Source organism: Prevotella micans F0438 (assembly GCF_000243035.1).
GTDB classification, from domain to species: domain Bacteria; phylum Bacteroidota; class Bacteroidia; order Bacteroidales; family Bacteroidaceae; genus Prevotella; species Prevotella micans.
In genome coordinates, this window is record NZ_JH594521.1 from 468,630 (window position 1) to 493,629 (window position 25,000).

21 protein-coding genes and 2 pseudogenes are annotated in these 25,000 nt (G+C 43.7%); 8 read left to right on the forward strand and 15 right to left on the reverse strand.

Annotation, left to right across the window (positions count from 1 at the left end; genetic code table 11):
- Positions 1-204: 204 nt before the first annotated feature.
- The 3 genes from HMPREF9140_RS01870 to HMPREF9140_RS01880 all read left to right on the forward strand — a co-directional run bounded on the left by HMPREF9140_RS01870 (position 205) and on the right by HMPREF9140_RS01880 (position 4,593).
- Positions 205-396, forward strand: a complete 192-nt coding sequence (locus tag HMPREF9140_RS01870) for a hypothetical protein (RefSeq protein ID WP_006951333.1) — start codon at positions 205-207, stop codon at positions 394-396.
- A 43-nt stretch (positions 397-439) separates the two neighbouring features.
- A complete protein-coding gene (locus HMPREF9140_RS01875) occupies positions 440-3,130 on the forward strand; it encodes a hypothetical protein (RefSeq protein ID WP_006951334.1) in 2,691 nt (896 codons plus the stop codon).
- A gap of 557 nt (positions 3,131-3,687) precedes the next feature.
- Positions 3,688-4,593, forward strand: a complete 906-nt coding sequence (locus HMPREF9140_RS01880) for a DUF6261 family protein (protein WP_006951335.1) — start codon at positions 3,688-3,690, stop codon at positions 4,591-4,593.
- A gap of 235 nt (positions 4,594-4,828) precedes the next feature.
- Here HMPREF9140_RS01880 and HMPREF9140_RS01885 read toward each other — a convergent pair whose 3' ends face one another.
- From HMPREF9140_RS01885 to HMPREF9140_RS01945, 13 genes are all read right to left on the reverse strand, one after another.
- The gene (locus tag HMPREF9140_RS01885) at positions 4,829-5,503 is read right to left on the reverse strand and encodes a hypothetical protein (RefSeq protein ID WP_238301007.1); all 675 of its coding nucleotides are present in this window, start codon (positions 5,501-5,503) and stop codon (positions 4,829-4,831) included.
- 506 nt (positions 5,504-6,009) lie between these two features.
- The gene (gene rsgA, locus HMPREF9140_RS01890) at positions 6,010-6,954 is read right to left on the reverse strand and encodes a ribosome small subunit-dependent GTPase A (protein ID WP_006951337.1); all 945 of its coding nucleotides are present in this window, start codon (positions 6,952-6,954) and stop codon (positions 6,010-6,012) included.
- A gap of 79 nt (positions 6,955-7,033) precedes the next feature.
- Positions 7,034-7,594, reverse strand: a complete 561-nt coding sequence (frr, locus tag HMPREF9140_RS01895) for a ribosome recycling factor (RefSeq protein ID WP_006951338.1) — start codon at positions 7,592-7,594, stop codon at positions 7,034-7,036.
- A 171-nt stretch (positions 7,595-7,765) separates the two neighbouring features.
- Complete coding sequence (ppdK, locus tag HMPREF9140_RS01900) at positions 7,766-10,483, reverse strand: pyruvate, phosphate dikinase (protein ID WP_006951339.1); 2,718 nt, start codon at positions 10,481-10,483, stop codon at positions 7,766-7,768.
- A 793-nt stretch (positions 10,484-11,276) separates the two neighbouring features.
- Positions 11,277-12,176 (reverse strand): diaminopimelate dehydrogenase, encoded by a 900-nt coding sequence (locus HMPREF9140_RS01905; RefSeq protein WP_026253265.1) that lies wholly within the window; start codon positions 12,174-12,176, stop codon positions 11,277-11,279.
- A gap of 32 nt (positions 12,177-12,208) precedes the next feature.
- A complete protein-coding gene (locus HMPREF9140_RS01910) occupies positions 12,209-14,500 on the reverse strand; it encodes a RelA/SpoT family protein (protein WP_006951341.1) in 2,292 nt (763 codons plus the stop codon).
- A 26-nt stretch (positions 14,501-14,526) separates the two neighbouring features.
- Positions 14,527-15,249, reverse strand: a complete 723-nt coding sequence (locus tag HMPREF9140_RS01915; protein ID WP_018572164.1) for a DUF5683 domain-containing protein — start codon at positions 15,247-15,249, stop codon at positions 14,527-14,529.
- 62 nt (positions 15,250-15,311) lie between these two features.
- Entirely contained in the window at positions 15,312-16,220 is a 909-nt protein-coding gene (locus HMPREF9140_RS01920) for a ParB/RepB/Spo0J family partition protein (protein WP_006951343.1), read from the reverse strand.
- A 6-nt stretch (positions 16,221-16,226) separates the two neighbouring features.
- Positions 16,227-16,997: a ParA family protein gene (locus HMPREF9140_RS01925; protein ID WP_006951344.1), complete on the reverse strand. Its 771-nt coding sequence runs from the start codon at positions 16,995-16,997 to the stop codon at positions 16,227-16,229.
- A gap of 272 nt (positions 16,998-17,269) precedes the next feature.
- Positions 17,270-17,452, reverse strand: a complete 183-nt coding sequence (locus tag HMPREF9140_RS10440) for a hypothetical protein (protein ID WP_006951345.1) — start codon at positions 17,450-17,452, stop codon at positions 17,270-17,272.
- A 43-nt stretch (positions 17,453-17,495) separates the two neighbouring features.
- Positions 17,496-18,203, reverse strand: a complete 708-nt coding sequence (locus tag HMPREF9140_RS01935; RefSeq protein WP_006951346.1) for a DUF2461 domain-containing protein — start codon at positions 18,201-18,203, stop codon at positions 17,496-17,498.
- A gap of 5 nt (positions 18,204-18,208) precedes the next feature.
- Positions 18,209-18,859, reverse strand: a complete 651-nt coding sequence (gene nth, locus HMPREF9140_RS01940) for an endonuclease III (RefSeq protein ID WP_006951348.1) — start codon at positions 18,857-18,859, stop codon at positions 18,209-18,211.
- 2 nt (positions 18,860-18,861) lie between these two features.
- Entirely contained in the window at positions 18,862-19,380 is a 519-nt protein-coding gene (locus HMPREF9140_RS01945) for a hypothetical protein (RefSeq protein WP_018572161.1), read from the reverse strand.
- A 639-nt stretch (positions 19,381-20,019) separates the two neighbouring features.
- Between HMPREF9140_RS01945 and HMPREF9140_RS10710 the strand changes: the two genes are divergently transcribed.
- From HMPREF9140_RS10710 to HMPREF9140_RS01965, 5 genes and pseudogenes are all read left to right on the forward strand, one after another.
- Positions 20,020-20,265 (forward strand): hypothetical protein, encoded by a 246-nt coding sequence (locus HMPREF9140_RS10710; RefSeq protein ID WP_238301005.1) that lies wholly within the window; start codon positions 20,020-20,022, stop codon positions 20,263-20,265.
- Positions 20,238-20,819, forward strand: a complete 582-nt coding sequence (locus HMPREF9140_RS01950; protein WP_018572159.1) for a phospholipase D-like domain-containing protein — start codon at positions 20,238-20,240, stop codon at positions 20,817-20,819. Before HMPREF9140_RS10710 ends, HMPREF9140_RS01950 begins: the two co-directional genes overlap by 28 nt.
- A gap of 2 nt (positions 20,820-20,821) precedes the next feature.
- The gene (locus tag HMPREF9140_RS01955) at positions 20,822-22,111 is read left to right on the forward strand and encodes a site-specific integrase (protein WP_006951358.1); all 1,290 of its coding nucleotides are present in this window, start codon (positions 20,822-20,824) and stop codon (positions 22,109-22,111) included.
- 109 nt (positions 22,112-22,220) lie between these two features.
- A pseudogene (locus tag HMPREF9140_RS01960) lies at positions 22,221-23,102 on the forward strand (PDDEXK nuclease domain-containing protein); the annotation flags it as partial.
- Between the two features lie 9 nt (positions 23,103-23,111).
- Positions 23,112-24,140, forward strand: a complete 1,029-nt coding sequence (locus tag HMPREF9140_RS01965; protein ID WP_006951362.1) for a DUF2971 domain-containing protein — start codon at positions 23,112-23,114, stop codon at positions 24,138-24,140.
- A 104-nt stretch (positions 24,141-24,244) separates the two neighbouring features.
- Here HMPREF9140_RS01965 and HMPREF9140_RS01970 read toward each other — a convergent pair.
- Positions 24,245-24,538, reverse strand: a pseudogene (locus tag HMPREF9140_RS01970) (hypothetical protein); the annotation flags it as partial.
- A 134-nt stretch (positions 24,539-24,672) separates the two neighbouring features.
- Positions 24,673-25,000, reverse strand: a 328-nt coding sequence (locus tag HMPREF9140_RS01975; RefSeq protein ID WP_006951364.1) for an IS5/IS1182 family transposase, incomplete at its 5' end; no start/stop codon positions are given.

The following is a 25,000-nucleotide window of genomic DNA, read 5'->3' on the forward strand; positions in this document are numbered from 1 at the left end:
ACACACACACACACACACACACACACACACACACACACACACACAGCCTAGTTTCTAGCTTTTTTATACGCGCGCGTATAAGTTACACAAATACTTTAAACAACAATACTCCGGCGAGTTTTGTTGTTCAATTTGTTGTGCCCTTTTGCGAGCCGTGTAAGGAAGAAATAACGGGATAATATTCACTCAAAAAATAATAGAAAAATGAACAAAACAGATTTCAGGAAACGCCCATACACCGCACCCTGGTGTATGACAATAGAAACCGAAGTAGAGTTCTTTCTACTTGCAGGTAGTCCTAAGGCTCGCCCGGGAGGTGATGCCGGAGGGACAGTATCCGTTGGCGACTTCGACGAAGATAACGGAGGAGATGATGATGTAATCGAAGCTCCATAACAAGTAAATAATTAAAGTAAAATCAAAAACAAACAAACGAATAATGAAACAGAAAATATTCATCCGAACATCGGCCGCTCTGCTCTTCGCAGTGTTATTCTTCGGAGCATGTGCCGACGACAATTTCATTGACAAGAATAAGGAATCCGACCGTGGCGCAGCCCTCAACTTCGAAATTCAAAGTATTCAAGATGCCACTCCCGAACAAACCCGCGTAGCTGCACTTGGCCTCAACGAAGCCGACATGGCCCCGCAAGTTCTCGAGGCCAGCAACAATGCCGGTCTCGATATTTGCCTTGTAGAAACCACCATCCCCGGTGTGAATCCTGTTCAAACAGACGAGCAAACTCGCGGAAAGGTTATTAAAACCAACCTTCCCACCGATTTCAGCACTCTCGGCTATCGTGGCGACCAAGCATCAACCATTAGCCAAACCCCGAACTGGTTCTACAACAAGCGCACAAAAAGCGACGGTCAGCTTTATGACCAAATTTTTTGGTCGTGGGATAATCGTTTCGCCCGTTTTTATGCAATCTATCCGCAAATAACATCGGCAACAAATAATATCATCCTTTCTTCAGAAACCCATTCCGGAAATCCTCAAATTGAATTTACGGTTAAACCCAATGTAATCGACCAGCAGGATTTAATGACTGCCACAACGGGAGTTATTGAATACGCTAATCGTGGCGAGGCACCAAGAACGACCCTTAATTTTAGACATGCCTTGACTGCTGTTCATTTCACAATGGGACAAAATCTATGGGCTGGACAGATAAAGCAAATAGAAATTCGTGGTGCAATAAATAAGGGTACTTATATCCTTTCCGACGATCCATCCCAGTCTGGAACATGGACGCTTGGTACAAGTACCGACAATTTTGTTCTAAGTAACATAAATATCAATACTGTAACTTCTCCCAATTCTGTTATTACTGATGACAACGGTAACTATACGTTTTTTATGATACCCCAAGAAGTAACCGGTAAAGGCATAAATGTTTATGTAAAGTTCTATGATGGTAAAGAAATCAATGTGCCCCTTAAAGGTAAATGGCTTCAGGGAACAACAAAATCCTATACACTCACAAACACTACAAGTAATTGGGACTATAAATTTGAAGTGCTGGGTCAAGATAATACCGCTGCCTATGATAAAACAGATGCTGGTACTTATCGTGTGACCAGCTATCGCCAATTTAATGGTACTCGTATACCTATTGCATGGAATGTAGTAGGTTATGATGCTAATGATGATGGCAATTTCGATATGAACGAAAAACCAGAATGGCTCGAAGGTATAAGTCTAACCGAAGGCGTTGGTGGTTATAATGCGCAATTAGGTAGAGTAACAGTAAAGAAAGCTAAGCTAATTGATATGCTCAAACCTTATAATGACATTATTAGAAAAGAGCCTCCAAAAGGAACACAAGCCGCCCCTTATAATCTATCTAATTCTACAGGTGCTACTACAATCGAAAATACAGGAAACAGTTATCTTGTACCATCATGTGGATACTATAAAATCCCATTAGTATATGGCAATGCTATAACAAATAGCGCGGACAATCCTGCTTCATATATTAGTTCTGCACCATCTGTCTCATTTGCAGGAAACCAAGGTTATACATTTCCCGATATAGTCTTGCATAAATTCCTTGATCATAATAATCAAGAAATACACTCTCCATACATTAACGTCCAGAATGCAGCTAATCCGGCAACGAAAGCAAGTATAGTTTGGGCAGATCAGCCAGGATTAGTAGAAGACCTGAATATTGAAGGAAGTGGCTCAAACACATTTGTTAAGTTCAAAGTATCTAAGGATAATATACGTAGTGGTAACGCTGTAATAGCTGTTAAAAACAACAGCGGCACTATAATGTGGTCATGGCATTTATGGTTCTCTCATGCTGATGCACTCGACAAGATTCCAGTCACAAATAAAACGAACTATGTCTACAAGTTCTCTAAAAGTACTTTAGGACTTTCTTATCTTCGATGGGAGATATCCGATTACAACAAACCACGTACTGTAAAACTTAAGATACGACAATCAATGAAAGTCAATGGTAGTAATAAGGAAAGTATTATAACTATTACTCAGAATCCAGGAGGTATTAAAGATTTTGCTACCGCTCTATATCAATTTGGGCGTAAAGACGCGCTACCAGGCACAGATGCTATAGCTGAAGGAAATTATACTTTCGATAGTTCTACTGGTGGTCACACTTTAGGTGAGGCCATTCAGAATCCTGATAAGATGTTTCAATATTCACAAACCACACCAAATATTCTTGCATGGACTAAGACATTTTATGTAAATCTATGGTCAACGAATAATATCGTTACAAGTCAGAATGATAAGCCAGTCGTTAAAACTGTTTATGATCCCTGCCCACCAGGATTTAAAATGCCACCCCCTAATGCTTTCACAGCATTCCGAAACAATCAGGGAAAACCTAATGCTGAAGGAGAATGGGATTATGGATATCATTACTATAATAAACTTAATTCTCCTGATGCAACAATTTATTTCCCTGCTGTAGGGGATAGAGATTATGCATGGGGGGGATTATCAAGCTCTGTAGGACGCTCTACATACTATTTGTCTGCTATTCCGTGGAGCGAACATGCCGCGTGGGCGATGTATCTATCGCGAGACAGAACAGATGAACCAGGAGGTGGTTATGGTGCTTCAGCATATGGCATTCATCCAATAGCTGATGAATAGAAATTTCCTCTCGGTACCCAGAGTAGTTTCTGTAGAGATACCTCTTTATCTACGGAGACTACCCTGGATAATAAATCTGGGCAATACAAAATAAATTATTACAGCAAGAAAAAAGTCTTTTCGAGCCAAAATAAATTATGCCGGGAGCTAAAAGACTCCCGGCACCTCAAAATAAATTATTACGAGGGCTAAAAGTATCCGGACGTACCAAAATAAATTATTACGGGAGCTAAAAGACTCCCGGCACCTCAAAATAAATTATTACGAGGGCTAAAAGTATCCGGACGTACCAAAATAAATTATTACGGGAGCTAAAAGACTCTGGACGTCTCAAAATAAATTATTATGGGAGCTAAAAGTCTCTGGACGTACCAAAATAAATTATTACGGGGGCTAAAAGACTCTTGATGTCCCAAAATAAATTATTACGAGGGCTAAAAGTATCCGGACGCCTCAAAATAAATTATTATGAGAGCTAAAAGACTCCGGAGGCCTCAAAATAAATTATGACGGCATCTAGATAATCTCCGATATTCAAATTCTAAACATAAAATAAGATGAACAAAACATTCAAAATCAAGACGAACTACCTAACGCAGTTTAATAATGTTACGCACGCTAAGTTTAACAAAACACAGTACGACCAGGTGGCTAAGGTCGACCTCCTGAAAATAAACGTGTCGGCCGACATGCTCAAGGTCTGGAAGGATGCAATCGACGTGGAAACCGAGTTAAACAACGAGGCGCAGGCGTCGGAAATCACAAAACAAATGATTGCCAAAGACCGCGAACGCGACGAAATTCTTACCTACATCTTCGGCATTATTCGCATCAGTAGGTATGCACCCAACAACGTATCCCGCAATGCGGCCGAGAAACTTTACGCCAAACTGAAGAAATATTTCGGCATTCAGTCAGAAGTTTACGAATCCGAAAGCATGCACATCCTTGGTATGAAAAAGGATGTTGACAAGTTCCCTGGCGAAATAGCAGTTCTGAATCTTAACGAGGCCATAACCAAATTGATAAACCTGAATACGGAATACGAACAATTGGCCAGCAGTCGGCGCGACGATTCGTTGCTCCTGAAGTTGCCCAGCACGAAAGAAGCTCGCCAGACCACCGACAACGCTTTCGACGCTGTTTGTCAGTGTATCCAGGCAAGCTATTTAATTTCGCACGTTGAGGCCGACCGTCGAATGATTTCTGACCTGGTTGATGCAATGAACAAAATCTCGTCTGATTTCCGCGATACTCACGCTCAAAGTCAGGCGCAGAAGGCAGCAGCCAAAAAGAAAAAGGGTAACGAGGATGATAATCCTAAGAAACCCTCCGACCCTAAAAAGCCAGGCGATGATGGTAAAAAGCCGGATGATGGCAAGAAACCCGAAGACCCCAAGAAGCCCGGCGGCGACACCCCGAAACCCGGTCGCGAGGAAGACCCCGGCGAAGACCAGGTATAAGGGTTCGGTTTAATCGTTTATATAATCATTCAGACCTGCATCCGTCATGACGACGCGTGCAGGTCGACCTTTTTTATACATGTGTTCGGTTTAAGAGAAATTATCCTGCCCCTTGACGGACGAGGGGCGGGTTATTATGTCGTCCTTAACGGACGGTGGCGGACAGACACGGGGCTGTCCCTACATGCGGCCTGTCGGCCGAATTGGCATCGATTGATTGATGGGTAATTCATGACTAATATCCGGCTACTTGGGAGCGTTCTCTGTCATATTTTTCTATGCCTGGCTGTATACCGAATATTCCCAAGCTTGTCTTTGAGAAGTATAGCGTTTCATTTCTTTCCCGACATTGATACACAAAGGCATGAGTTTTATCCTGCAAAGAATAGCTGTAAACCTCTCTCTTGTCGTATTTCGACCGGCCGTGTTGCGCCAACAGTTTCTTTCTTTCATGATTGAACATGTGGGCAAACATCAACATTTCGTTATAGACGGTATGATTGCCACTTACAAAATCAATCTCCCCAATCAGTTTTATATTCACGCACCGTTTCGGTGTCTTTATATAAAATTGCTTATACTTGGTATTGCCGAGATAGTTGCACTGATATTCAAGTATCGTGTCGTTGCCGCAAATTCTGTCATAAGTGCGAGCCGGTTCTTCGAGACTGCTCTTAGTAAAGGGCTGTCTCTTTTTCCAAAGTTCCAATTCTATATAATTACGCCACCTATTGCCCTGTCTATAATATACTTTCACATGAGTCGTATCATTTGATGGGATTACAATCATCGTATCTTTCGTTGTCTTTACGTAAACGAAGGGCGAATATATTGGTTTACCCACCCCCTTCATCTTAAATTCATCGAATGTTTGATAGCGCCGGAATGTTTTAAGGGCATACTTTTTCAATGACTGTCGATTCTCATTCGTTGAATCCGACCTGCGAGGTGTGTTATCATATGCGTGCGCTTTCCCTTGATGGACTTTTGCTCCAACCTGTTGTTTATTTGAACATCCTTGACAAATAGACAGCGATAACAGCGCCAGTATTATAAATGATTTTCCCATGTATTCTTGATAAAAGCTGTTCACGAGTCACAAGCAATCTTTTCTATAGAATAGTTAATGTTTTTATTGTTTATAAAAGACAATTCATTTGTATTGGAATCCTTTTCTTCTTTATGAGACGCCTCTCTTTTGGGTCTCAATAGAGTTTTAAGCATTGAAACTGTGCGTTCCATAGGATGAAATTGTGGGTTTCATAGGATGGGGTCGTGCGTTTCATCGGACGAAACTGTGCGTTCCAGTGCCTGAAATCTTTCGGAGACTCTATTTATTCATACGCGTAACGATTGATGTAGTTGTCGATCACCATGTAGCTCATATTCATTTATATCTAAAATTGGATTCTTTAGCTAGAAGGCTTCGCGATATTTGTTTTGTTCTTTATCATCGAGCATGGAGAGATAGCTAGTATATCGACTTTCGGCTATCAGATGCTCGTCAAGGGCACGACGAACGGCACAACCTGGTTCGTGGGTATGGGTACAGTTTGAAAATTTGCAGTTGGATGAGTAAGCAAAAATCTCGCGGAAATAACTAGTTAGTTCTTCGCGCTCGATGTCGAAAGTTCCGAAACCTTTTATTCCTGGTGTATCAATTATGTAGCCGCCTTCTGGCAGGGCTAACATTTCACTGAATGTGGTGGTGTGGGTGCCAGTGTTGTGGGCATCTGAGATTTCGGAGGTGCGCAGGGAAACGTCGGGTAGGAGAGCATTTATTATGGTTGATTTACCCACGCCACTATTGCCGCTCAGGAGGGTTATTTTGTTTTTCAGCAGGTTATGGAGTTGTTGCGGACTGTGTTCTTTAGACGTATCGGGAGTACAACTGATTTCGACGCATTCGTACTTCAGATTTTCATAGAGGAATCGCATAGCTTTTTGATAGCGCAGCTCGTCGGATGAAAGAATGTCACACTTGTTGAATACCAATACTACGGGAACGCTGTAGGCTTCGGCTCCGGCGAGGAATCGGTCTATGAATGTTGTGGATGTTTCGGGATAGTTTACCGTAACTACCAGGAAGGCTTGATCAATGTTGGCGGCAATTATGTGGCTTTGCTTTGAGAGGTTGGACGATTTGCGGATAATGTAGTTCTTCCGGTCGTTGATGGATGTGATGAGAGCTGTTCCTTCTTGGTTTGGAATGATTTCAACGTGGTCGCCCACTGCGACGGGGTTTGTTGAACGTATACCTTTGAGGCGGAAGTTGCCTTTTATTTTGCTATCTATTATTCTGCCGTCGTCGGTTTTTACTGTATACCAGCTTCCTGTATTCTTTATTACTAGTCCATGCATGCTTTGGATTTTTCATGATTAACCCCCTCTCTTTTTCGGAGGGAGGGGGCTTGGGTGAGAGCTGTTTATTTAGAAACTCTTAGACTGTCATTATTTCCTTTTGTTTCTCTTCGAGCAGAGCGTCGATTTTCTTGATGTATTTGTCGTGCGTTTTTTGCAAACTTTCTTCGGCGTCCTTTTCGTTGTCTTCTGATAGTCCGTCTTTAAGCGCTTTTTTGAGTTTATCTTTCGTATCGGCTCTGGCGTTTCTTATCTCAATCTTTGTCCGTTCGCCAACCTTATTGCATTGCTTCACTAGTTCTTTTCTACGTTCTTCGGTAGGCTGTGGAATTGTTAAGCGAATCATCTCGCCGTTATTTTCGGGTGTTATACCGACATCGGAATCCATGATTGCTTTTTCAATGTCACGGATGGCTTTCTTGTCCCATGGACGGATGGCAATGGTTCGAGGGTCGGGAACAGTGACAGATGCCACCTGGTTGAGCGGTACCACTGAACCGTAGGAGTCGACACGTACGCCGTCGAGAATTGCAACATTCGCACGTCCGGCACGAATGCGCTGAAGCTGTTCGTCAAGATACATGGCAGCCATTTCCATGCGCTCTTCAGCCTCGTTTAGAGTTGCTTTAACGTCTATCATAAAATTTCTTGCTAAATAAAATTTAAGTGTCGCAAAAGTAAGGATTAAATCCTAACTCTACAATTATCAGTCATTGTACGAAAGCCTAAGGATGGATGAAAAGAAAGGCGGTTGCATCACTGCATCCGCCTTCCAAATTGTTATTACGAATTAAGTATAAAACCCCAAAAATTATTCTATTGCTGCCTGTGCTGCAGCCAAGCGTGCGATTGGCACGCGGAAGGGCGAACAGCTAACATAATTGAGACCTACTCTGTGACAGAATTTCACCGATGATGGTTCGCCGCCATGCTCGCCACAGATACCGCATTTGAGATTCTTGCGTGTGTGACGTCCTTTCTCGACAGCCATACTTATGAGCTGACCTACGCCGTGCTGGTCGAGTACCTGGAACGGGTCGACGTCGAGAATCTTCTTTTCCAGATAGCTGGGTAGGAAGCTGGCGATGTCGTCGCGACTGTAGCCGAAGGTCATCTGCGTGAGGTCGTTAGTTCCGAAGCTGAAGTATTCGGCTTTCTTTGCTATAAGGTCGGCGGTGAGTGCGGCACGCGGAATCTCTATCATGGTTCCGATTTTAAAGGACACTTCCACGCCCTCTTCCTTGAAGAGTTTGTCGGCGGTTTTGCGAATTATACTTTCCTGCTCGTCGAGCTCATTGACTATTCCCACGAGGGGCACCATTATTTCGGGCATAGGATTAAAGCCTTCTTTTTTGAGCTGAATTGCTGCACTTAGAATGGCGCGTGTTTGCATTGCGGTTATTTCTGGGAATGTGTTGCCCAATCGACAGCCGCGAAGACCGAGCATCGGGTTATGTTCGGAGAGGGAGTTTACTCGGGCTTGGATGAATTGAACGCTGACGCCCATTTCCTGCGCCATGGTTTCCTGACCTTTCCGGTCGTGCGGAACAAATTCGTGTAGTGGCGGGTCGAGCAGACGAATGTTCACTGGCATTCCGTCCATACATTTCAGGATTCCGTAGAAGTCTTGTTTCTGATAGGGTAGGAGTTTTTCCAGAGCTTTTTCGCGTTCTTCGGGTGTATCGGCGAGAATCATCTCGCGCATTGCTTTAATCTTTTCGTTCTCGAAGAACATGTGTTCCGTGCGACACAAACCGATTCCGACAGCTCCAAAACTGCGAGCTACTTCGGCGTCGTGGGGGGTGTCGGCGTTAGTGCGTACAACCAGTTTTGTGTATTTCTTACAGAGTTTCATCAGTTCGGCAAAATCGCCGGTAACTTCGGCCGGTTTGGTTTTCACTTCGCCGTAATAGACCTCTCCGGTTGAGCCGTTGAGTGAGATATAATCGCCTTCGTGGAGGACTTTGCCGTCTATTTCTACGATTCGTGATTTATAGTCAATCATTATGGCTCCGGCTCCGCTGACGCAGCATTTACCCATTCCTCGGGCTACTACGGCTGCGTGTGATGTCATTCCGCCGCGTGCTGTTAGAATTCCTGCGGCGGCCGACATTCCGGCCAGGTCTTCGGGCGATGTTTCGATGCGAACCATAATGACTTCTTTTCCGTCGGCTTTCCATTTGGCGGCATCGTCGGCGAAGAACACTATTTGTCCGCATGCTGCTCCGGGCGATGCTGGCAATCCTCTGGTGAGAACTCGAGCTTGGGCCAACGCCTCTTTATCGAACACGGGATGGAGAAGTTCGTCGAGTTTCGACGGTTCGCATCGCATGAGTGCTGTTTTTTCGTCGATTTCGCCTTCGTGCATGAGGTCCATTGCGATTTTAACCATAGCTGTTCCGGTTCGTTTTCCGTTTCTTGTTTGCAGGAACCAGAGTTTGCCCTCCTGGACTGTGAATTCCATGTCTTGCATGTCGTGATAATGTTTCTCGAGTTTATCTTTCACGGCTGTGAGCTGGGCAAAAATCTCGGGCATGGTTTCTTCCATGGAAGGATATTTTGTTCTACGTTTTTCTTCGTCGATGCTTTGCTGTTTAGCCCAGTTGAGCGAGCCTTCTTTGGTTATTTGCTGTGGTGTGCGAATGCCGGCAACGACGTCTTCGCCCTGTGCATTGACCAGATATTCGCCGTTGAAGCGATTCTCGCCTGTTGCTGCGTCGCGCGAAAAGCAGACTCCTGTTGCCGACGAGTTTCCCATATTTCCGAAAACCATTGCCATGACCGATACGGCTGTTCCCCATTCCTGCGGGATGCCTTCCATCTTACGATAGAGAATTGCCCGTTCGTTCATCCACGAATCGAACACGGCGCACACTGCTCCCCAGAGTTGTTCCATCGGGTTGTTGGGGAAGTCTTTGCCTGTTTGTTTCTTGATGGCTTCCTTGAATCGCGACACGAGGAGTTTCAGTTCGTCGACATTCATTTCGTTGTCGAGTTTTATTCCGCGTTGTTTTTTCACATCTTGGATGATGGCTTCAAACGGGTCGATATCTTCCTTATTAACCGGTTTCATGCCCAGTACAACGTCGCCGTACATTTGTACGAATCGGCGATAACTGTCGTAAGCGAAGCGTTCGTTACCTGTTTTGCGAGCCAGTCCGACAACCACCGTGTCGTTCAATCCAAGATTCAGAATCGTATCCATCATTCCCGGCATAGAGGCCCGCGCACCCGAACGTACGCTAACCAGGAGCGGATTATCGGGGTCGCCGAACTTTGAATTCATCAGCTCTTCGATGTGCTTAACGCTGTTTTCAACTTCGTCTTTCAGCAGTCCGATGACAACCTCTTTACCTTTTTCAAAAAATTCATTGCAAACGTCTGTAGTGATTGTGAAACCGGGAGGAACCGGCACTCCGATTAAGTTCATCTCAGCCAAGTTGGCACCTTTTCCGCCGAGAAGATTCCTCATATCGGCTCTACCTTCGGCCTTTCCGTTTCCGAAAGTATAAACTCTTTTTTCTTTCATAAAAATCAATTGTGAATCAAAAAATTATCCTTTTACTTTTAAAGTCCTGCAAATATACCCAATTCATTTAAGGGTTACAAATTGGCCTCTTAAATAAGGGGAGAACCGCGCGCTGGAGAGGTTTGTCGACTGTGTTATGCAGAAACACACTAAACGATGATGTGTTTTATTGGTCGGAGCATGATTTTTCTCTATTTCGATTTGTTTTCGGGAGATGTTTTTATCTGATAGTCCCGAATTACGGATGATTCGGCTGGACTTCAATGCATTTTACGAGCGGCAGAGTCTCTGCCACACAGTCTACTTAAGTTACTTGTGTGAAATGCGGCCATCCACACAGTCTACTGAAATTATTTGTGTGGCAGAGGCTCTGCTACACAGTCTAATTAAACTAATTGTGTAAAACGTGGCATTTCACACAGTCTGTTTAAACTAATTGTGTAAAATGCGGCCATCCACACAGTCTACTGAAGTTGCTTGTGTAAAATAGCCTCTGCCACACAGTCTGTTTAAGTTGTTTGTGTAAAATAGCCTCTGCCACACGCTCTACTTAAGTTGTTTGTGTAAAATAGTCTCTGCCGAGAGGTGTCTACGTATGTAGGGACAGACCCCGTGTCTGTCCGCCCCCTTTCCAATTCGGCTTCCCGACCGCATAACAATATTTCGCCCTTTACTGATGGGTGGGGCGGACGGCAAATCATCCCTCGGGGTCTGAAATTGGGCGGAGAAACAAAAACGCCCCGACGTCTTGCGAGTCGGAGCGTTGGATTCGGGCAGCGGAGCGGACTGCCCGCTATACTAAAGTGGAGATTATCTCTTCGCGCGACTGGGGAAGGAGGTCGATAACCGGAATCTCGGGCATCGTGTAGCAGCCGGGGGCAAGGCGCATGCTGGCGCGGGCTACATTGACGAGAACCTGGCCGGTGAGGGCGGGGTTGTTGATGCTCATGTTGAATTCTATGCGTTGGTTGGGGGTGGCTCCGCTCGAACCTTTGCGAACGAGGTTCACGCCGTGGCCCATGTCGCGAACATTGTCGACATTGTCGACTTCGAATACGTGGGTTTCGTCGTGGGAGAAATATGGGTCGGCCTTGATGGCGGCTTCGACTTCTTCGAACTTCGCGCCGTTTTCGAGCTCTACATAAACCATTCGGCGATGAATGCTTTCGCCGAGGGGGATTGTAACGGAAAGGGCGTTGCGGACTCCTTTTTTACTGCGCACGCAAACGGAATGGCCCATCGACATGCCGGGGCCGAAGTTGGTGTAGGTTAGTCCTTTCGGGGCCAGGCTTTGCATCATCACTCGTACGACGGAATCTGAACCGGGGTCCCAACCGGCCGATATGACGCTCACGCGGCCGGTTTTTTTGCAGTGTTCCATCTGGCGGTTGCGATAGTCGAGAATTTCGGTGTGTATGTCGAACGAGTCGACGGTGTTGATGCCCAGTTCCACTATTTTGCCGGCATATTCGGGACACGAGCGGGTGGGTGTGGCGAGTATAGCCACGTCGACGGCGTTGAGTTCGGATATGTCGCCAACCACTTCGTAGCGGGTTAGTTCGAGGGGTTTGTCTTTGCTGCCTTGTCGGCGAACTATGCCTGCAATTTCAAAATCGGGTGCTGCTTGCAGGGCTTCAATGCTGTAGCGCCCTATGTTGCCGTAACCAACGACGGCTGCTCTGATTTTTTTCATCATTCTTTTTGTTTGTTTTTTGACGGGGTGTTTTATAGGATTTCTTGCACGCTTTGCATGTTGGTGATTTTCTTTAGGCTTTCGATGATAACGCTGAGGTCTTCGCGGTCGTGAACCCGAAGTTCGATAGTTCCGTCGAAGATTCCGTTGTCGCTCGATAGGGTTACGCGGTGGAAGTTTACCCCGAATTGGTCTGAAATCACATCGGCTATATCGTGTAGCATTCTGTGTCGGTCGATTCCTTTGATTTCTACAATTGCGTCGAAGAATAGCTGTTTGTGCATGTCCCATCTGGCATCGATAATCCTGGTTCCGAAGCTGGCTTTGAGCTTTGCTGCCACGGGGCACGAACGTTTATGAATTTCGATGTGGTCGCGATTGTCGATGTAGCCCAGGGTGTCGTCGCCTGGGATGGGGTGGCAGCAGTGCGGGAAGAGGTAGCGGGAAATGTTGCTTTCGTTTATGAAAATGGGTTTCTTTTTGTTGAAATCTTTTCCGATAACGATGAGTCCGGTCTCGTCGGCTTCGAGATTTCCGTTGTTCCGGTCGATTGTTATTTCTTTATTCCCATTGCTTTTTAGGAAGGGAACATATCTTCGCCATCCTGTGCTGCGTGTGTGTTTTTCAGGACGTTTCCCTTGAAGTACGTTAATGTCGGGTTCGCCGAGGATTATAGTTTTCTTTCCAATGGCTACGAAGAGGTCTGTATGTTTCGGCATTTCGTGGAACTCGCACAGCTTATCGAGTGTGGAGGTCGACATTTCAAAATCGTTGTCGATTAGCCATCGTGAAAGTATTTCTTCGCCTTCTTTCTGTATTTCCCGGCTTTCGCGCCGAAGAATGGATTGTATTTTTCCTTTGGCCTTTGCTGTCGACACGAAGTTTATCCATGATGGTTCGACGTGTTGCGACTTTGATGTGAGAATTTCAACCTGGTCGCCGCTTTGGAGCCTATGGCTAAGAGGCACGAGCTTGTGGTTCACCTTTGCGCCGATGCAATGGCTGCCGAGAAAGGTATGGATTTGGAAGGCAAAGTCGAGGGCAGTGCATCCGGCAGGCATGGTTTTGATTTCGCCCTTGGGGGTGAAGACGAATATTTCGGAAGCGAAGAGGTTGAGCTTGATTGCGTCGAGGAAATCCATGGCGTCGGGCTGCGGGTCGTCGAGAATTTCTTTTATGGTGTGCAACCATTCGTTTAGTTCGCCTTCATCTTCGGTTATTTCGCCCTCTTTGTATTTCCAATGGGCTGCAAAACCTTGCTCGGCAATTTCGTTCATGTGTTCGGAACGTATTTGCACTTCGATCCATCGGCCTTGGTGCGACATTAGGGTGACGTGTAGAGCCTGATAACCGTTGGCTTTGGGGTGATTTATCCAGTCGCGCAGTCGGTCGGGGTGGCTCTTGTAGAGTTTGTTTATGGCTACGTAGATTTGGAAGCATTCGGTTATTTCTTCCTCGCGTGATGGTGGAGAGTATATAATTCTGACCGCCAGAATATCGTAGATTTCTTCAAACGCGATGTGCTTGTTTTGCATCTTATTCCAAATGGAATAGGGACTTTTCACACGCGCTTTGATTTCATATTTAATTCCCATCCGGTCGAGCTCGGCGCGAATGGGTGCGGTGAAACTTTCGAAAAGCATTTCGCGTTGTGCCTGAGTTGAGGCCAGCTTGTTTTCGATGGCTTTGTAGGTATCGGGATGTTCGTATTTAAAGCTGAGGTCTTCGAGTTCGGTTTTGACCTTGTTCAGGCCGAGACGATTTGCTAACGGAGCATAGATGTAAAGGGTTTCACCGGCGATTTTGTATTGCTTGCTTGCGGGCTGTGATGCCAGAGTACGCATATTATGAAGACGGTCGCAGATTTTGATGAGAATTACGCGAATGTCGTCGCTCATAGTTAGCAACAGTTTCTTGAAATTCTCGGCCTGTGCAGAGGCTTGTTCGCCAAAGATTCCACCGGATATTTTGGTTAGCCCGTCAACTATGAGCGCAATCTTCGGACCGAAGATGTTTTCAATATCTTCAACGGTGTAGTCGGTGTCTTCAACGACATCGTGAAGCAAGGCTGCCGATATACTGGTAGAACCGAGTCCTATTTCTTCGCAGGCAATCTGCGCTACGGCAATTGGGTGCATTATATAGGGCTCGCCCGAAAGCCGGCGCACGCCTTTATGAGCTTGCCGAGCAAAGTTGAAAGCCTTTGTGATGATGTCTACCTTTTTTCTGTGCCGCGATGCCAGATATGTGTTTAGAAGATGCTTGAAGGCATCGTTCACCATCTGCTCTTCGGCCTGTTCGCGAATTTCGGTTTCTTTATCCATAGCTTTTCCGTGTCTATAATGATTCTTTAGAAAGTCAAACTGCAGGTTATTCCAATCGCTGTGTTCTGTTTAAGTCCCATGGATTGTTTGGTGTTTATAACTGCTGGCGCAATGTGTAGTGAGAGGTCGTTGGATATGTCGAAATCAGACAATGATGCATCTACATAGGCATCGATTACTGATAGAAGATAAACACCAATGGTTGCAAAGATGCTCATGTCGCGCCAACGACGATAGCGGTCTTTGCGTCGTTTGAAGAGTTGTTGATAGCGTCCGAGATTACTTGGATTGATAGTGTTTCCGAGATGCAGAAAGTTGTTGTAACTCTGTGTTGTGGGGTCATCGTCCATGATGTCCTTGTAAGCCTGCGAATAGTCGTGATACATTTGATTATTCCATGTCATTGCATACACGCATCCCACAAATCCACCGTAGAGTAAGGGTAACTTCCAATATTTACGATTGTAAACCTGCCCGGCACCTGGTAGCACCAATGCCAACCAAAGGGCGCGTTTAGGTTCAGGTTGCCATTTGCTCCAGTCGCGAGTTGTTTTCCGAACTTCTACATCACCCCAATTCGGCTTATCGACAATAAATGGGGCGTCGTCGGGCGAGATAATCGAATCTTTGGGAGCTCCATTTGTTTTTGTAATCGTCGTTGCGCCATCGGGATAAATAACTCTGACCGAATCGCCTGCTATTTGGGCCCTAACGTCTGCTGCATTAATGAACAACAGCAGGAGAGCCATTGAAAAATAGACTCTCCTGCCGGTTATATTTCTTTCTTGCTGAGCGTTCGTTTTCACGTTCGTTATTTCATTTTGTCCATCACTTCCATTATGTGTGCAAGTTCTTTTTCGGAAGCGAAAGGTATGCTGATTCTCCCTCGGCCATTGGCATTACATGTCATCTGAACCTTAGTGTTGAAGAATGATGAGAGACGTTCTTTAAGAACATTGAATCCTTCGGGGAGTTTTGATTTTGACTCAACTTTCCTGGAAGCTTCTTGCAGATCTTCTCCGTTATTGATGCGTTTGCAAAGTTCTTCGACTTTCCGAACGCTGTAGCCTTTCTCCACTGTTTGACGGAAAAGTTTGAGTTGTATCGACGGACTGTCTATCGAAAGTAGTGCACGGGCATGACCCATATCGAGCTCTTTTTTCTGTAATGCCATTTGTACTGGAGCGGGCAACTTTAGCAGACGAAGATAGTTTGTTACGGCCGTTCGGCTTTTGCCTACTTTTTCGGCCACTTTTTCCTGCGTCATGTCTTGGTTTCTTTCAAGAAGATGCTCATAGGCCAGCGCAATTTCGATAGCATTCAGGTCTTCGCGCTGAATGTTCTCCACGAGTGCCATCTCCATCACGTTTTCGTCTTTAATGGTACGGATGTATGCTGGCAACGACTGCAAACCTGCCAACTGCGAAGCACGCCAACGGCGTTCACCGGCAATGATTTGGAATTTATTATCGTCGATTTGCCTTAGCGTAACCGGCTGAATAATTCCAATCTGTTTTATGCTGTTTGCCAGTTCTTCCAGTGCGGTTTGGTCGAACTCTTGACGCGGTTGGTTTGGATTAGCCTCAATTTGGTCTATCGGCACTTCGTTTATGGTTGAACTTCCCTGCGTATTAACTGATTCGGTTGAAATCAGTGCATCTAGTCCACGTCCCAATGCGTTTGTCTTTCCGTTACGATTGAATTTCTTGTGTACTGCCATTTTTGTTTAGTTCTTTGTTGCGTGATCTATTACTTCTTTTGCTAATGCCAGATGATTTTTTGCGCCCATCGATTCGGCGTCATAGAGAATCACAGGCAGACCGTGGCTGGGACTTTCCGACAGCTTCACATTTCGCTGAACAACGGTTTTGAATACCAGTTCTTGGAAGTGGCGCTTAACCTCGTCGTAAATCTGACGTGCCAGACGAAGCCTATTGTCATACATAGTGAGAAGGAATCCTTCAATTTCCAACTTCGGGTTCAGTTTACTCTTAATAATCTTAATTGTGTTGAGTAGTTTACTGATTCCCTCTAGCGCAAAGTATTCGCATTGCACGGGAATAATAACCGAATCGGCGGCCGTGAGAGCATTTACCGTTATTAAACCGAGCGACGGACTGCAATCAATCAGAATGAAATCATATTCATCTCGTACAGGTTCCAACATCCGGTGCAACACGTTTTCGCGATCGTCTATATTAAGCATTTCTATTTCGGCCCCCACAAGGTCTATGTGACTCGATACGATGTCTAGCCGCTCAATATCGGTGGTATAGATGGCATCGTGAATATCTGCATTGTTGATTATGCATTCATAGAGTGAGCATTCAACATCTTTTATGTCGACGCCCAGGCCGCTAGATGCATTTGCCTGTGGGTCGGCATCAATCACTAGCACGCTCTTCTCAAGAGTGGCCAAAGACGCTGCCAGATTTATGGTTGTTGTGGTTTTGCCAACTCCACCTTTTTGGTTGGCCAGTGCAATGATTCTTCCCATTTCTTTTGTTTGATTCTGTTATGTGTTTGTGCGAGGCAAAGGTAATTAGATGTTCACAATAAAACGATACCTCCTTTGTTCAACGCCGCTACAGCTACATATGCTCTTTTCTTTATGGTTCAAAGGAATGAAGAAGACTTCCATGCTACTGTCATGCACATCCGAAGTAGTTAGAGGTCTTTTCATACTACTGTTTTGCATGGTCAACATGGTTGAAAATGCTTTTCATGCTACTGTAAGGCACATTCAAGATGGTTGGATGCCTTTTCATGCTACTGTTTTGCATGGTCAACATGGTTGAAAATGCTTTTCATGCTACTGTAAGGCACATTCAAGATAGTTGGATGTCTTTTCACGCTACTGTTAGGCATTTTCGAGACGCCCAGAAGCCCTTTCAGTTCTATGGAATAAGGGAGAGAAGATATTTCCTGATGTTGTAGATTCGTACTTTTCATGATTTTGCGGTGTCAACTAATAGTATGAAGGGGCGGAGATGGTTTATTCGTAGTCGTCTATAACGCTGTTGATAAAATCCATCATTGGCTTGCCCACTTTTACTATATCCAACATGCGGTTTGTCCAGTCAGGCGAGGCGAAGAAGCTGTCGTCAATCTTAACCCAGCAGCAATAATCTTTCATCCGTAGGTATTCTTTGTATTCATAATCTTTCGGGAAACCTTTCGGGATGGTTTTCAAGCCCGAAAGACCGAACCCTTGCTCACTGGCTTTATCATCCCATACACCCTGGTTAGGCTTGCCGAACATATCTAAGAACTGCTTACTCTCGACCGTTTTACGCCACGTGCCGATGTTTGCCATTATTTCGTTACGACACGAGGTTAGAATATTCGTTGGCAACCAATATGACCCTATCGCAATGACGCAGTTGCCAGGCTCGAGATGCAGATAATATCCTCCACGCAGTGACTTCTTTCCGTGTGCATTGATGAACGCACCCATATGACGTTTATACGGACTTTTGTCTGCCGAGAATCTCGTGTCGCGATAGAATCTGTAGGTACAATCTTTCACCTCCAGATGTGCCACCTCCTCGTCGATTGTCGATAACGCCACGATTGCCTGTCTTATCCCGGCTTCAAAGTCGGCCCGTACTAATTCATACTCATTTTTATGTTCGGCGAACCATGGTCTGTTATTGTTCGCTGCAATCTTTTTCAGGAATCCTAAAATCAATCTTGTATTCATATGTTCTACACTAATTTACTTTTTTCAAACAGCTTCGGACAAATAGCGTCGAATACGCATTCCTTGCAAGCCGGCTTGGCGCTCTTACAAATATATCGGCCGTGAAGAAGAATCCAATGATGGGCCGAAGAAACCTCTTCCAGCGGGATATTCTTCATCAAATAATCCTCTACTTTTCGCGGTGTATCGGCCGATTGCGGAACTAGTCCAAGTCTCCGACTAACACGATAAACGTGCGTATCAACAGCCAATGTGGGCTTACCGAACCACACGGCCTGAACCACATTAGCCGTCTTTCGTCCCACTCCAGGTAATTTCATCAGTTCGTTAGGTTCCGACGGCACCTCACCACCGAAATCGTTCATCAGCATGCGCGCCATCTCAATCAAATGCTTCGCTTTGGCGTTGGGATAGGAAACACTCTTCACATAATCGAACACTTCCTCTTCGTTGGCAGTCGCCATAGTTTTCGCATCTGGAAATCTTACGAACAAAGCCGGTGTGATGGCATTGATACGCTTATCGGTGCATTGGGCCGAGAGCAACGTGGCGCACAACAGCTGAAAAGCTGAACCGAACATAAGCTCGGTCGACACAATTCCAACATTCTTACGGAAATAATCCAGCACGAAAGTATAACGCTCCTTTCTTGTCATTTTTATAGCGAATTACGGAGTTCTATGTAGTTCTTGAATAGCCACGAATGACCGTCGACAAGCACCTTAACTACCTCTGCACAGATAAAAAGTCCAACTATAACCGACAGTATAAAAAGTGTGCTGAAGCCGAAGAACACCCACAGATTGCCGTCGGTATATTTTTCCTGAAACTGTGCCAGCCACGATGATGAGCGTGAAAGGTATTCGGATGTTTTAATTGTTCCCTCCTTCACTTTTTCACTAGCCTGCCTTGACGTTTCGGCAATTTTCTCAGCCGACGGCATCCTGATGAGCTTTGTTTTAACCGTTGGAAGTTCCTTTTTTGAGTGTCGTTCTACCGGCGTTGTATTTGCCATCGGAACAACTGCTCTTGCCTTGGTTCGTTTTGCTTCGGGCGCATTGAATTGACATGTCAATACATGTCCGCAATACGGGCACCTATATCTCTGAAGTCCATAAAACTCTGTTTCAGCTATGAACGTGCGGTCGCATTCATTACATTTTATATTGAATCTCATAGGTTGGCAAAAGTATAAAGAAACTCATACAAGAGAGAGACATCATAGCATAAGCTCCGGCAGCCGCAATGTAAAATGAATTTAGCAATGATATGCTGCCACAACAACAGTGTTTTCGGAAACTTCCATTCGAGCGTTAGCTCGCATGTAGGGACAGACCCCGTGTCTGCCCGATACGTCTGTCCGCCACTTGCCCGACAAGGACGGCGTAAACACCAAACCGCAGAGCAGGCGCGAAATATTGTTATGCGGTCGGCAGACCGAATTGGCATCGATTGATTGATGGAGTGTCTACGTATGTAGGGACAGACCCCGTGTCTGTCCGCCCCCGTCCGTTAAGGACAAGATAATTTCTCTTAAACCGAGTACATGTATAAAAACGGTCGACCTGCACGCGTCGTCACGACGGATGCAGGTCTTAATGATTATATAAACGATATTTCTTTTCTTCCCGGATTCGATTTCAGGAGAGAGAGGCTCTTTCTCTTGAACCTTCATACAGCACCATACGCACTCAAGCTGTTGTATAATAGTAATTTATACAGAATGTTAATAAAATAAGATTTCATAGAAAATCTTTGGTAATATCGAAATTTGGGTGTAATTTTGGGTGCAGAAATCAAGTGCTGGTCACAATATATGAAAATAACAAACGCAACAAAAGAGAGCTTTGTTCCTCTTATAATTGGAGATGGATTATTGTGGAAAAGCCGAACAGGTAGAGAACTTGTAACATTTTTCCAAAATTTTGGTTTTAGAGATGACGTTTATAATCAAGAGGTCGGAGGATTACCTAGAATTGGCGATAGAAAACTTAATTCCTCAAAAAAACATATACTACAGATAGATTGCGTAAGTTGGATGATAAAAAATTACAAGAGCTAATTGAAAAGCTTATCAATGAGTCCTATGATAAGGAGAAAGCTGTTGACGTTATAAATAAGAATTTAAAACTAGATAGTATTATCTTAGGTCTTGATGCAGAAGATATTAAATGGCAAGGAATAGACTCCCCTCCCGATGTGCAGAACAAAGCATCTTTCGAGAAGATTGAAAATAAGGTTATTGATGCTATAAAACAGGCAAAGGTTTCTATTCTAGTTGCAATGGCTTGGTTTACTAATGAGAATATCAAAAGCGCATTGGAAGCAAAACGTATTGAAGGACTTCGAATTGAAATCATCTTTTATAAAGATGTGGTAAACGCAAATCATGGTGTAGATTTATCAGATTTTGATTGTTCAGAAATTAGAGGAACAAAAGGAGGACTTATGCATAATAAATTTTGTGTATTGGACAATCAACGTGTAATAACAGGTAGCTATAACTGGTCTACTAATGCAGAGTACAAAAACAATGAAAATGTAATAATTACTTCCGATAATAAGATAGCCACAGAATATTCTGTTGAGTTTAGGAAACTAAAACCATTGATATAGTCATGATTATTAAACGCAATATTATTTTTACGCTTGAAAGTAGAAAAAAGGACGGTATTCTCATTATTGAGAATGTGCCTATCCGTATGCGTGTCAATTTCGCTTCCAAGCGGATTGAGTTCACGACAGGCTATCGCATAGATGCTGCCAAGTGGGATGCAGATAAGCAACGTGTAAAGAATGGTTGTAGCAACAAGTTGAAACAATCCGCTTCTGAAATCAATGCTTCACTCTTGGGCTACTATACTAAGATACAGGAAATCTTCAAGAAGTTTGAGGTGAAAGAAATTATGCCAACACAGGAACAAATAAAAGAGGCATTCAATGCTCTTCACAAGCCTATTAAGGAAGAAGTCAAGCCAAAGAAATCAACGCCTAATGCATTCTATAAAGTATTCAATGAGTTCGTGCGAGATTGTGGACGGCAGAATGACTGGACAGATTCTACTTACGAAAAGTTTGCGGCAGTGAAAAATCATCTGATGAACTTCCACGATGAACTTACATTTGATTTCTTTGACGAAAAGGGGCTGAACGATTATGTTACTTATCTCCGGGACGTAAAGGAAATGCGCAATTCGACCATTGGAAAGCAACTTAGTTTCTTGAAATGGTTCTTACGCTGGGCTTTTAAGAAGGGTATACATCAGAACAATGCTTACGATAGTTATAAACCCAAACTCAAAAGCACACAGAAGAAAATCATCTTCCTTACATGGGAGGAATTGAACAGACTCCGAGAGTTCGAAATACCTACTTCCAAACAAGCCTTAGACCGAGTGCGTGATGTTTTTCTTTTTCAATGTTTCACGGGCTTGCGTTATTCAGACGTGTTTAATCTCCGTAGAAGCGATATAAAGGGCGACCATATAGAAGTGACAACGGTCAAGACTTCCGATAGTTTGATTATCGAATTGAACAATCACAGCAAAGCAATCCTTGATAAATACAAGGATGTGGCATTTGAAGATGACAAGGTGTTGCCCGTGATTACCAATCAGAAAATGAATGATTATCTCAAAGAATTGGCAGAACTAGCAGGTATTGACGAACCTGTGCGCCAAACTTATTATAGGGGTAATGAGCGCATTGATGAGGTTACACCAAAGTATGCCCTACTTGGCACACATGCTGGTCGTAGAACATTCATCTGTAATGCGCTCGCATTGGGCATTCCGCCTCAAGTTGTGATGAAATGGACAGGGCATAGTGATTACAAGGCTATGAAACCATACATAGACATTGCGGACGACATCAAAGCGAATGCCATGAGTAAATTCAATCAATTATAACACCGACACCATATGAGTCAAGAAATAAATAAAACAGAGCACCAAGATTTAGCTCTCATTGTACGAGCTATTGGTACTGACCTGGAGCATACGCAAGTACGCTTAATAGCCTCTTGCGCAAATACAAGCAGCAGGTATTTGGGGAGATATAATTACGCAAGAACCTCTTGCACAATTAGGAGATGTTTCTGAAACGCTGTCTGCTATCTATCACAGCGATATCAGTCAAATAGAGGAAATCTTCAAGCACTCAGCCATAGTTCGCACCAACTGGGCAAGTCATGTAATTTTGCTTAACAGCAAATTGCCTTTGGGTGAACGCTTTTGGTATATTACGCAAGCGGTTGCCAATGGTTGGAGCAGCAATGTTCTGCAAATGCAGATAGAGACTAATCTTTTCGCTCGGCAGATTGCAGCAAAGAAAGTGAGTAACTTCTCGGCACGATTACCCAAACCGCAAAGCGACCTCGCGAACTATTTGATGAAAGACCCTTATATCTTTGACATGATGGGGCAAACGGATAAAATGGCAGAACGAGACATTGAACGACAATTGGTTTCTCATATCACCAAATATCTTTTGGAAATGGGCAACGGCTTTGCGTTTGTAGCACAGCAGAAGCATTTTGAAGTGGGTGATTCTGATTTCTATGCAGACCTCATTCTCTACAACATTCAGCTACACGCCTATGTGGTCATCGAACTTAAAGCTACACCTTTCAAGCCCGAATATATGGGGCAACTGAACTTCTACATCAATGTTGTGGACGACACCCTGAGGGGCGAACACGATAATAAGACGATCGGCTTGCTTCTCTGTAATGGAGGCGACAAGGTTGTGGCACAGTATGCCCTCTCTGGCTACGACCAGCCAATCGGTGTCAGCGATTATCAACTAACAAAGGCTATTCCAGACAATTTGAAGTCTGCCTTACCTACAATTGAAGAAGTCGAGGAAGAACTAACTAAGATTGTAGAGCAAGATAAATAACGAATTAATATGATTGGATATAAATATAGAGCTAATGCTATTGAAGGCAAAGGTAGTACTCGCGACATTGAATCGCTCTTAAACGATGAAATATGGGCTTCATCATTTCGTAATTTGAATGATCCATTTGAAGCAACTTATACAGATGAAATTAGTAAAGTTTTGCCTATATTCAACCAAGTTTTCAATGTTAACATTGGTGATATACAAAAGAATTGGAAAGAACTGATGGCATTTAAAGATAAGTTGGGAATATATTCTCTATCAACATCTGATAAAGATTTCCCTGATAATGAATTAATGTGGGCTCACTATGCTAATTCTCATAAGGGCTTTTGTATCGCTTATGATGTTGAAAAATTAGAGGATAGTGAGAAATTTTCACTATATGTTAATCGTATGACAATAAACTACTCTGAAAAACCTCCACAAATAGAGATAACCGATATAAAAAGCCCAAACTTCATTATTAAATTGTTTGGCACCAAGTCGGCAGTATGGCAATACGAGAAAGAGATAAGACTTCTATACACAAACTACGGAATGAAGAAGTATAATCCATTTACTCTAAAAGCTATCTATTTCGGTTTGAACATGGATAAACAATATCAAGCACAAATTATAGAAAATTTAGAAAATAGAGATGTAAAATTCTATAAAATGGAACGAAAGGACAAGTCATATAATCTTGTACCAACATTGATTTGTGAAAATCAAAGAAAAATTGAAAATAAGTTATCGTCTGACCAATACGAGATATTAAAAATAGATCACAATCATATAGTTGAGAATTTTCATGTTTTGTATAAAGGAATTAAAAAAGACAAGGAATCCTTGATAAATTTCTCTTCTAAATTCAGAGAACAGTATGCGACAAAACCTTCAAATATAAATATCTATGACAGTAAGGCTTGTATTGATTTAATAGGAAAGTATCCTCTATATGGTAAAGAAAAAACTTTATTTGCTAATCATTTAATCGCACTATCTATGTTTGACACTCCAGATGACATTTTGTTATACCCAGACAAATACTAGAGATTAAACAATAGAATTTCAGGTAACAGTCTATGACTAATGATTATACAAAATAAAAATCCTACAACAAACTTATTTACTTTGCAGGATTTTATCTTTTATGACTATTGATGAAGTCGTTTTTTAAGTTGCACTTGCTCACCTTTGATACGCTCTTGCTGTTCTATTAGTTCTGCTTGCCGTTGCAGGGCTTGCTCGTAATCAATAACCTTTTGTTGCATCTGCAGAATCGCGTTGGGATTGCGATTTGTGATAAAGACGCTGTCAAGATGCACGAAGTCAGTGGTGGTGGTTTTGCCTTGCATTCGCAGATAGCGGTAGCGGAGGTCGTAATCGGAGGCGGTTTGCAGTTGGTTGGCTCCCATAGCGAAGAACCAGCAACTGACCATGACCAGTCCGAGACCTCTGCAAAACCTACCATCCTCTCAACTCTCACCCATACACTCTTAGAAGAATAAATATTTTTGATCAAAAGATACCGTTGGAGGTTATTTTTGAGTAGATAACAATCTTTTATCAGTGTTTTTTCATATTATCTGATAGAATTTGACACAATAATCCCAGGTGTTCGGTATAAGTTGTAGGCAATGGATTCCATAATATGCTGCGCATGTGTTTTTGAAAGTCCAACATATCTTGCTATTCCTGCACCAAACCATCTATGCATAGAACCAAAGGTACGTTCTACTTTGTAGCGTGTCTTACTTATCGCAACGTTGATACGCTGCTGCCTTTTGGTAATTTCATGTCCTCTTGTTCTCTTATGCATGATACGACTTTTGAGTTTCATACGTTTGAGGGTTTCTTTGTTCTCCATCGAGTCATATCCTTTATCGGCATAGACAAGTGCCTTTCGTGGC

What these genes read in the sequence shown, in the direction of transcription:
- HMPREF9140_RS01945 (WP_018572161.1), bottom strand. Translation starts at nt 19,380, where the DNA reads ATGAGATTCAATATAAAATGTAATGAATGCGACCGCACGTTCATAGCT.
- HMPREF9140_RS01875 (WP_006951334.1), top strand. Translation starts at nt 440, where the DNA reads ATGAAACAGAAAATATTCATCCGAACATCGGCCGCTCTGCTCTTCGCA.
- HMPREF9140_RS01870 (WP_006951333.1), top strand. Translation starts at nt 205, where the DNA reads ATGAACAAAACAGATTTCAGGAAACGCCCATACACCGCACCCTGGTGT.
- HMPREF9140_RS10710 (WP_238301005.1), top strand. Translation starts at nt 20,020, where the DNA reads ATGAAAATAACAAACGCAACAAAAGAGAGCTTTGTTCCTCTTATAATT.
- HMPREF9140_RS01910 (WP_006951341.1), bottom strand. Translation starts at nt 14,500, where the DNA reads ATGGATAAAGAAACCGAAATTCGCGAACAGGCCGAAGAGCAGATGGTG.
- HMPREF9140_RS01955 (WP_006951358.1), top strand. Translation starts at nt 20,822, where the DNA reads ATGATTATTAAACGCAATATTATTTTTACGCTTGAAAGTAGAAAAAAG.
- HMPREF9140_RS01925 (WP_006951344.1), bottom strand. Translation starts at nt 16,997, where the DNA reads ATGGGAAGAATCATTGCACTGGCCAACCAAAAAGGTGGAGTTGGCAAA.
- HMPREF9140_RS01920 (WP_006951343.1), bottom strand. Translation starts at nt 16,220, where the DNA reads ATGGCAGTACACAAGAAATTCAATCGTAACGGAAAGACAAACGCATTG.
- HMPREF9140_RS01905 (WP_026253265.1), bottom strand. Translation starts at nt 12,176, where the DNA reads ATGAAAAAAATCAGAGCAGCCGTCGTTGGTTACGGCAACATAGGGCGC.
- HMPREF9140_RS01915 (WP_018572164.1), bottom strand. Translation starts at nt 15,249, where the DNA reads ATGGCTCTCCTGCTGTTGTTCATTAATGCAGCAGACGTTAGGGCCCAA.
- rsgA (WP_006951337.1), bottom strand. Translation starts at nt 6,954, where the DNA reads ATGCATGGACTAGTAATAAAGAATACAGGAAGCTGGTATACAGTAAAA.
- HMPREF9140_RS10440 (WP_006951345.1), bottom strand. Translation starts at nt 17,452, where the DNA reads ATGAAAAGTACGAATCTACAACATCAGGAAATATCTTCTCTCCCTTAT.
- frr (WP_006951338.1), bottom strand. Translation starts at nt 7,594, where the DNA reads ATGATAGACGTTAAAGCAACTCTAAACGAGGCTGAAGAGCGCATGGAA.
- HMPREF9140_RS01880 (WP_006951335.1), top strand. Translation starts at nt 3,688, where the DNA reads ATGAACAAAACATTCAAAATCAAGACGAACTACCTAACGCAGTTTAAT.
- HMPREF9140_RS01965 (WP_006951362.1), top strand. Translation starts at nt 23,112, where the DNA reads ATGATTGGATATAAATATAGAGCTAATGCTATTGAAGGCAAAGGTAGT.
- ppdK (WP_006951339.1), bottom strand. Translation starts at nt 10,483, where the DNA reads ATGAAAGAAAAAAGAGTTTATACTTTCGGAAACGGAAAGGCCGAAGGT.
- nth (WP_006951348.1), bottom strand. Translation starts at nt 18,859, where the DNA reads ATGACAAGAAAGGAGCGTTATACTTTCGTGCTGGATTATTTCCGTAAG.
- HMPREF9140_RS01935 (WP_006951346.1), bottom strand. Translation starts at nt 18,203, where the DNA reads ATGAATACAAGATTGATTTTAGGATTCCTGAAAAAGATTGCAGCGAAC.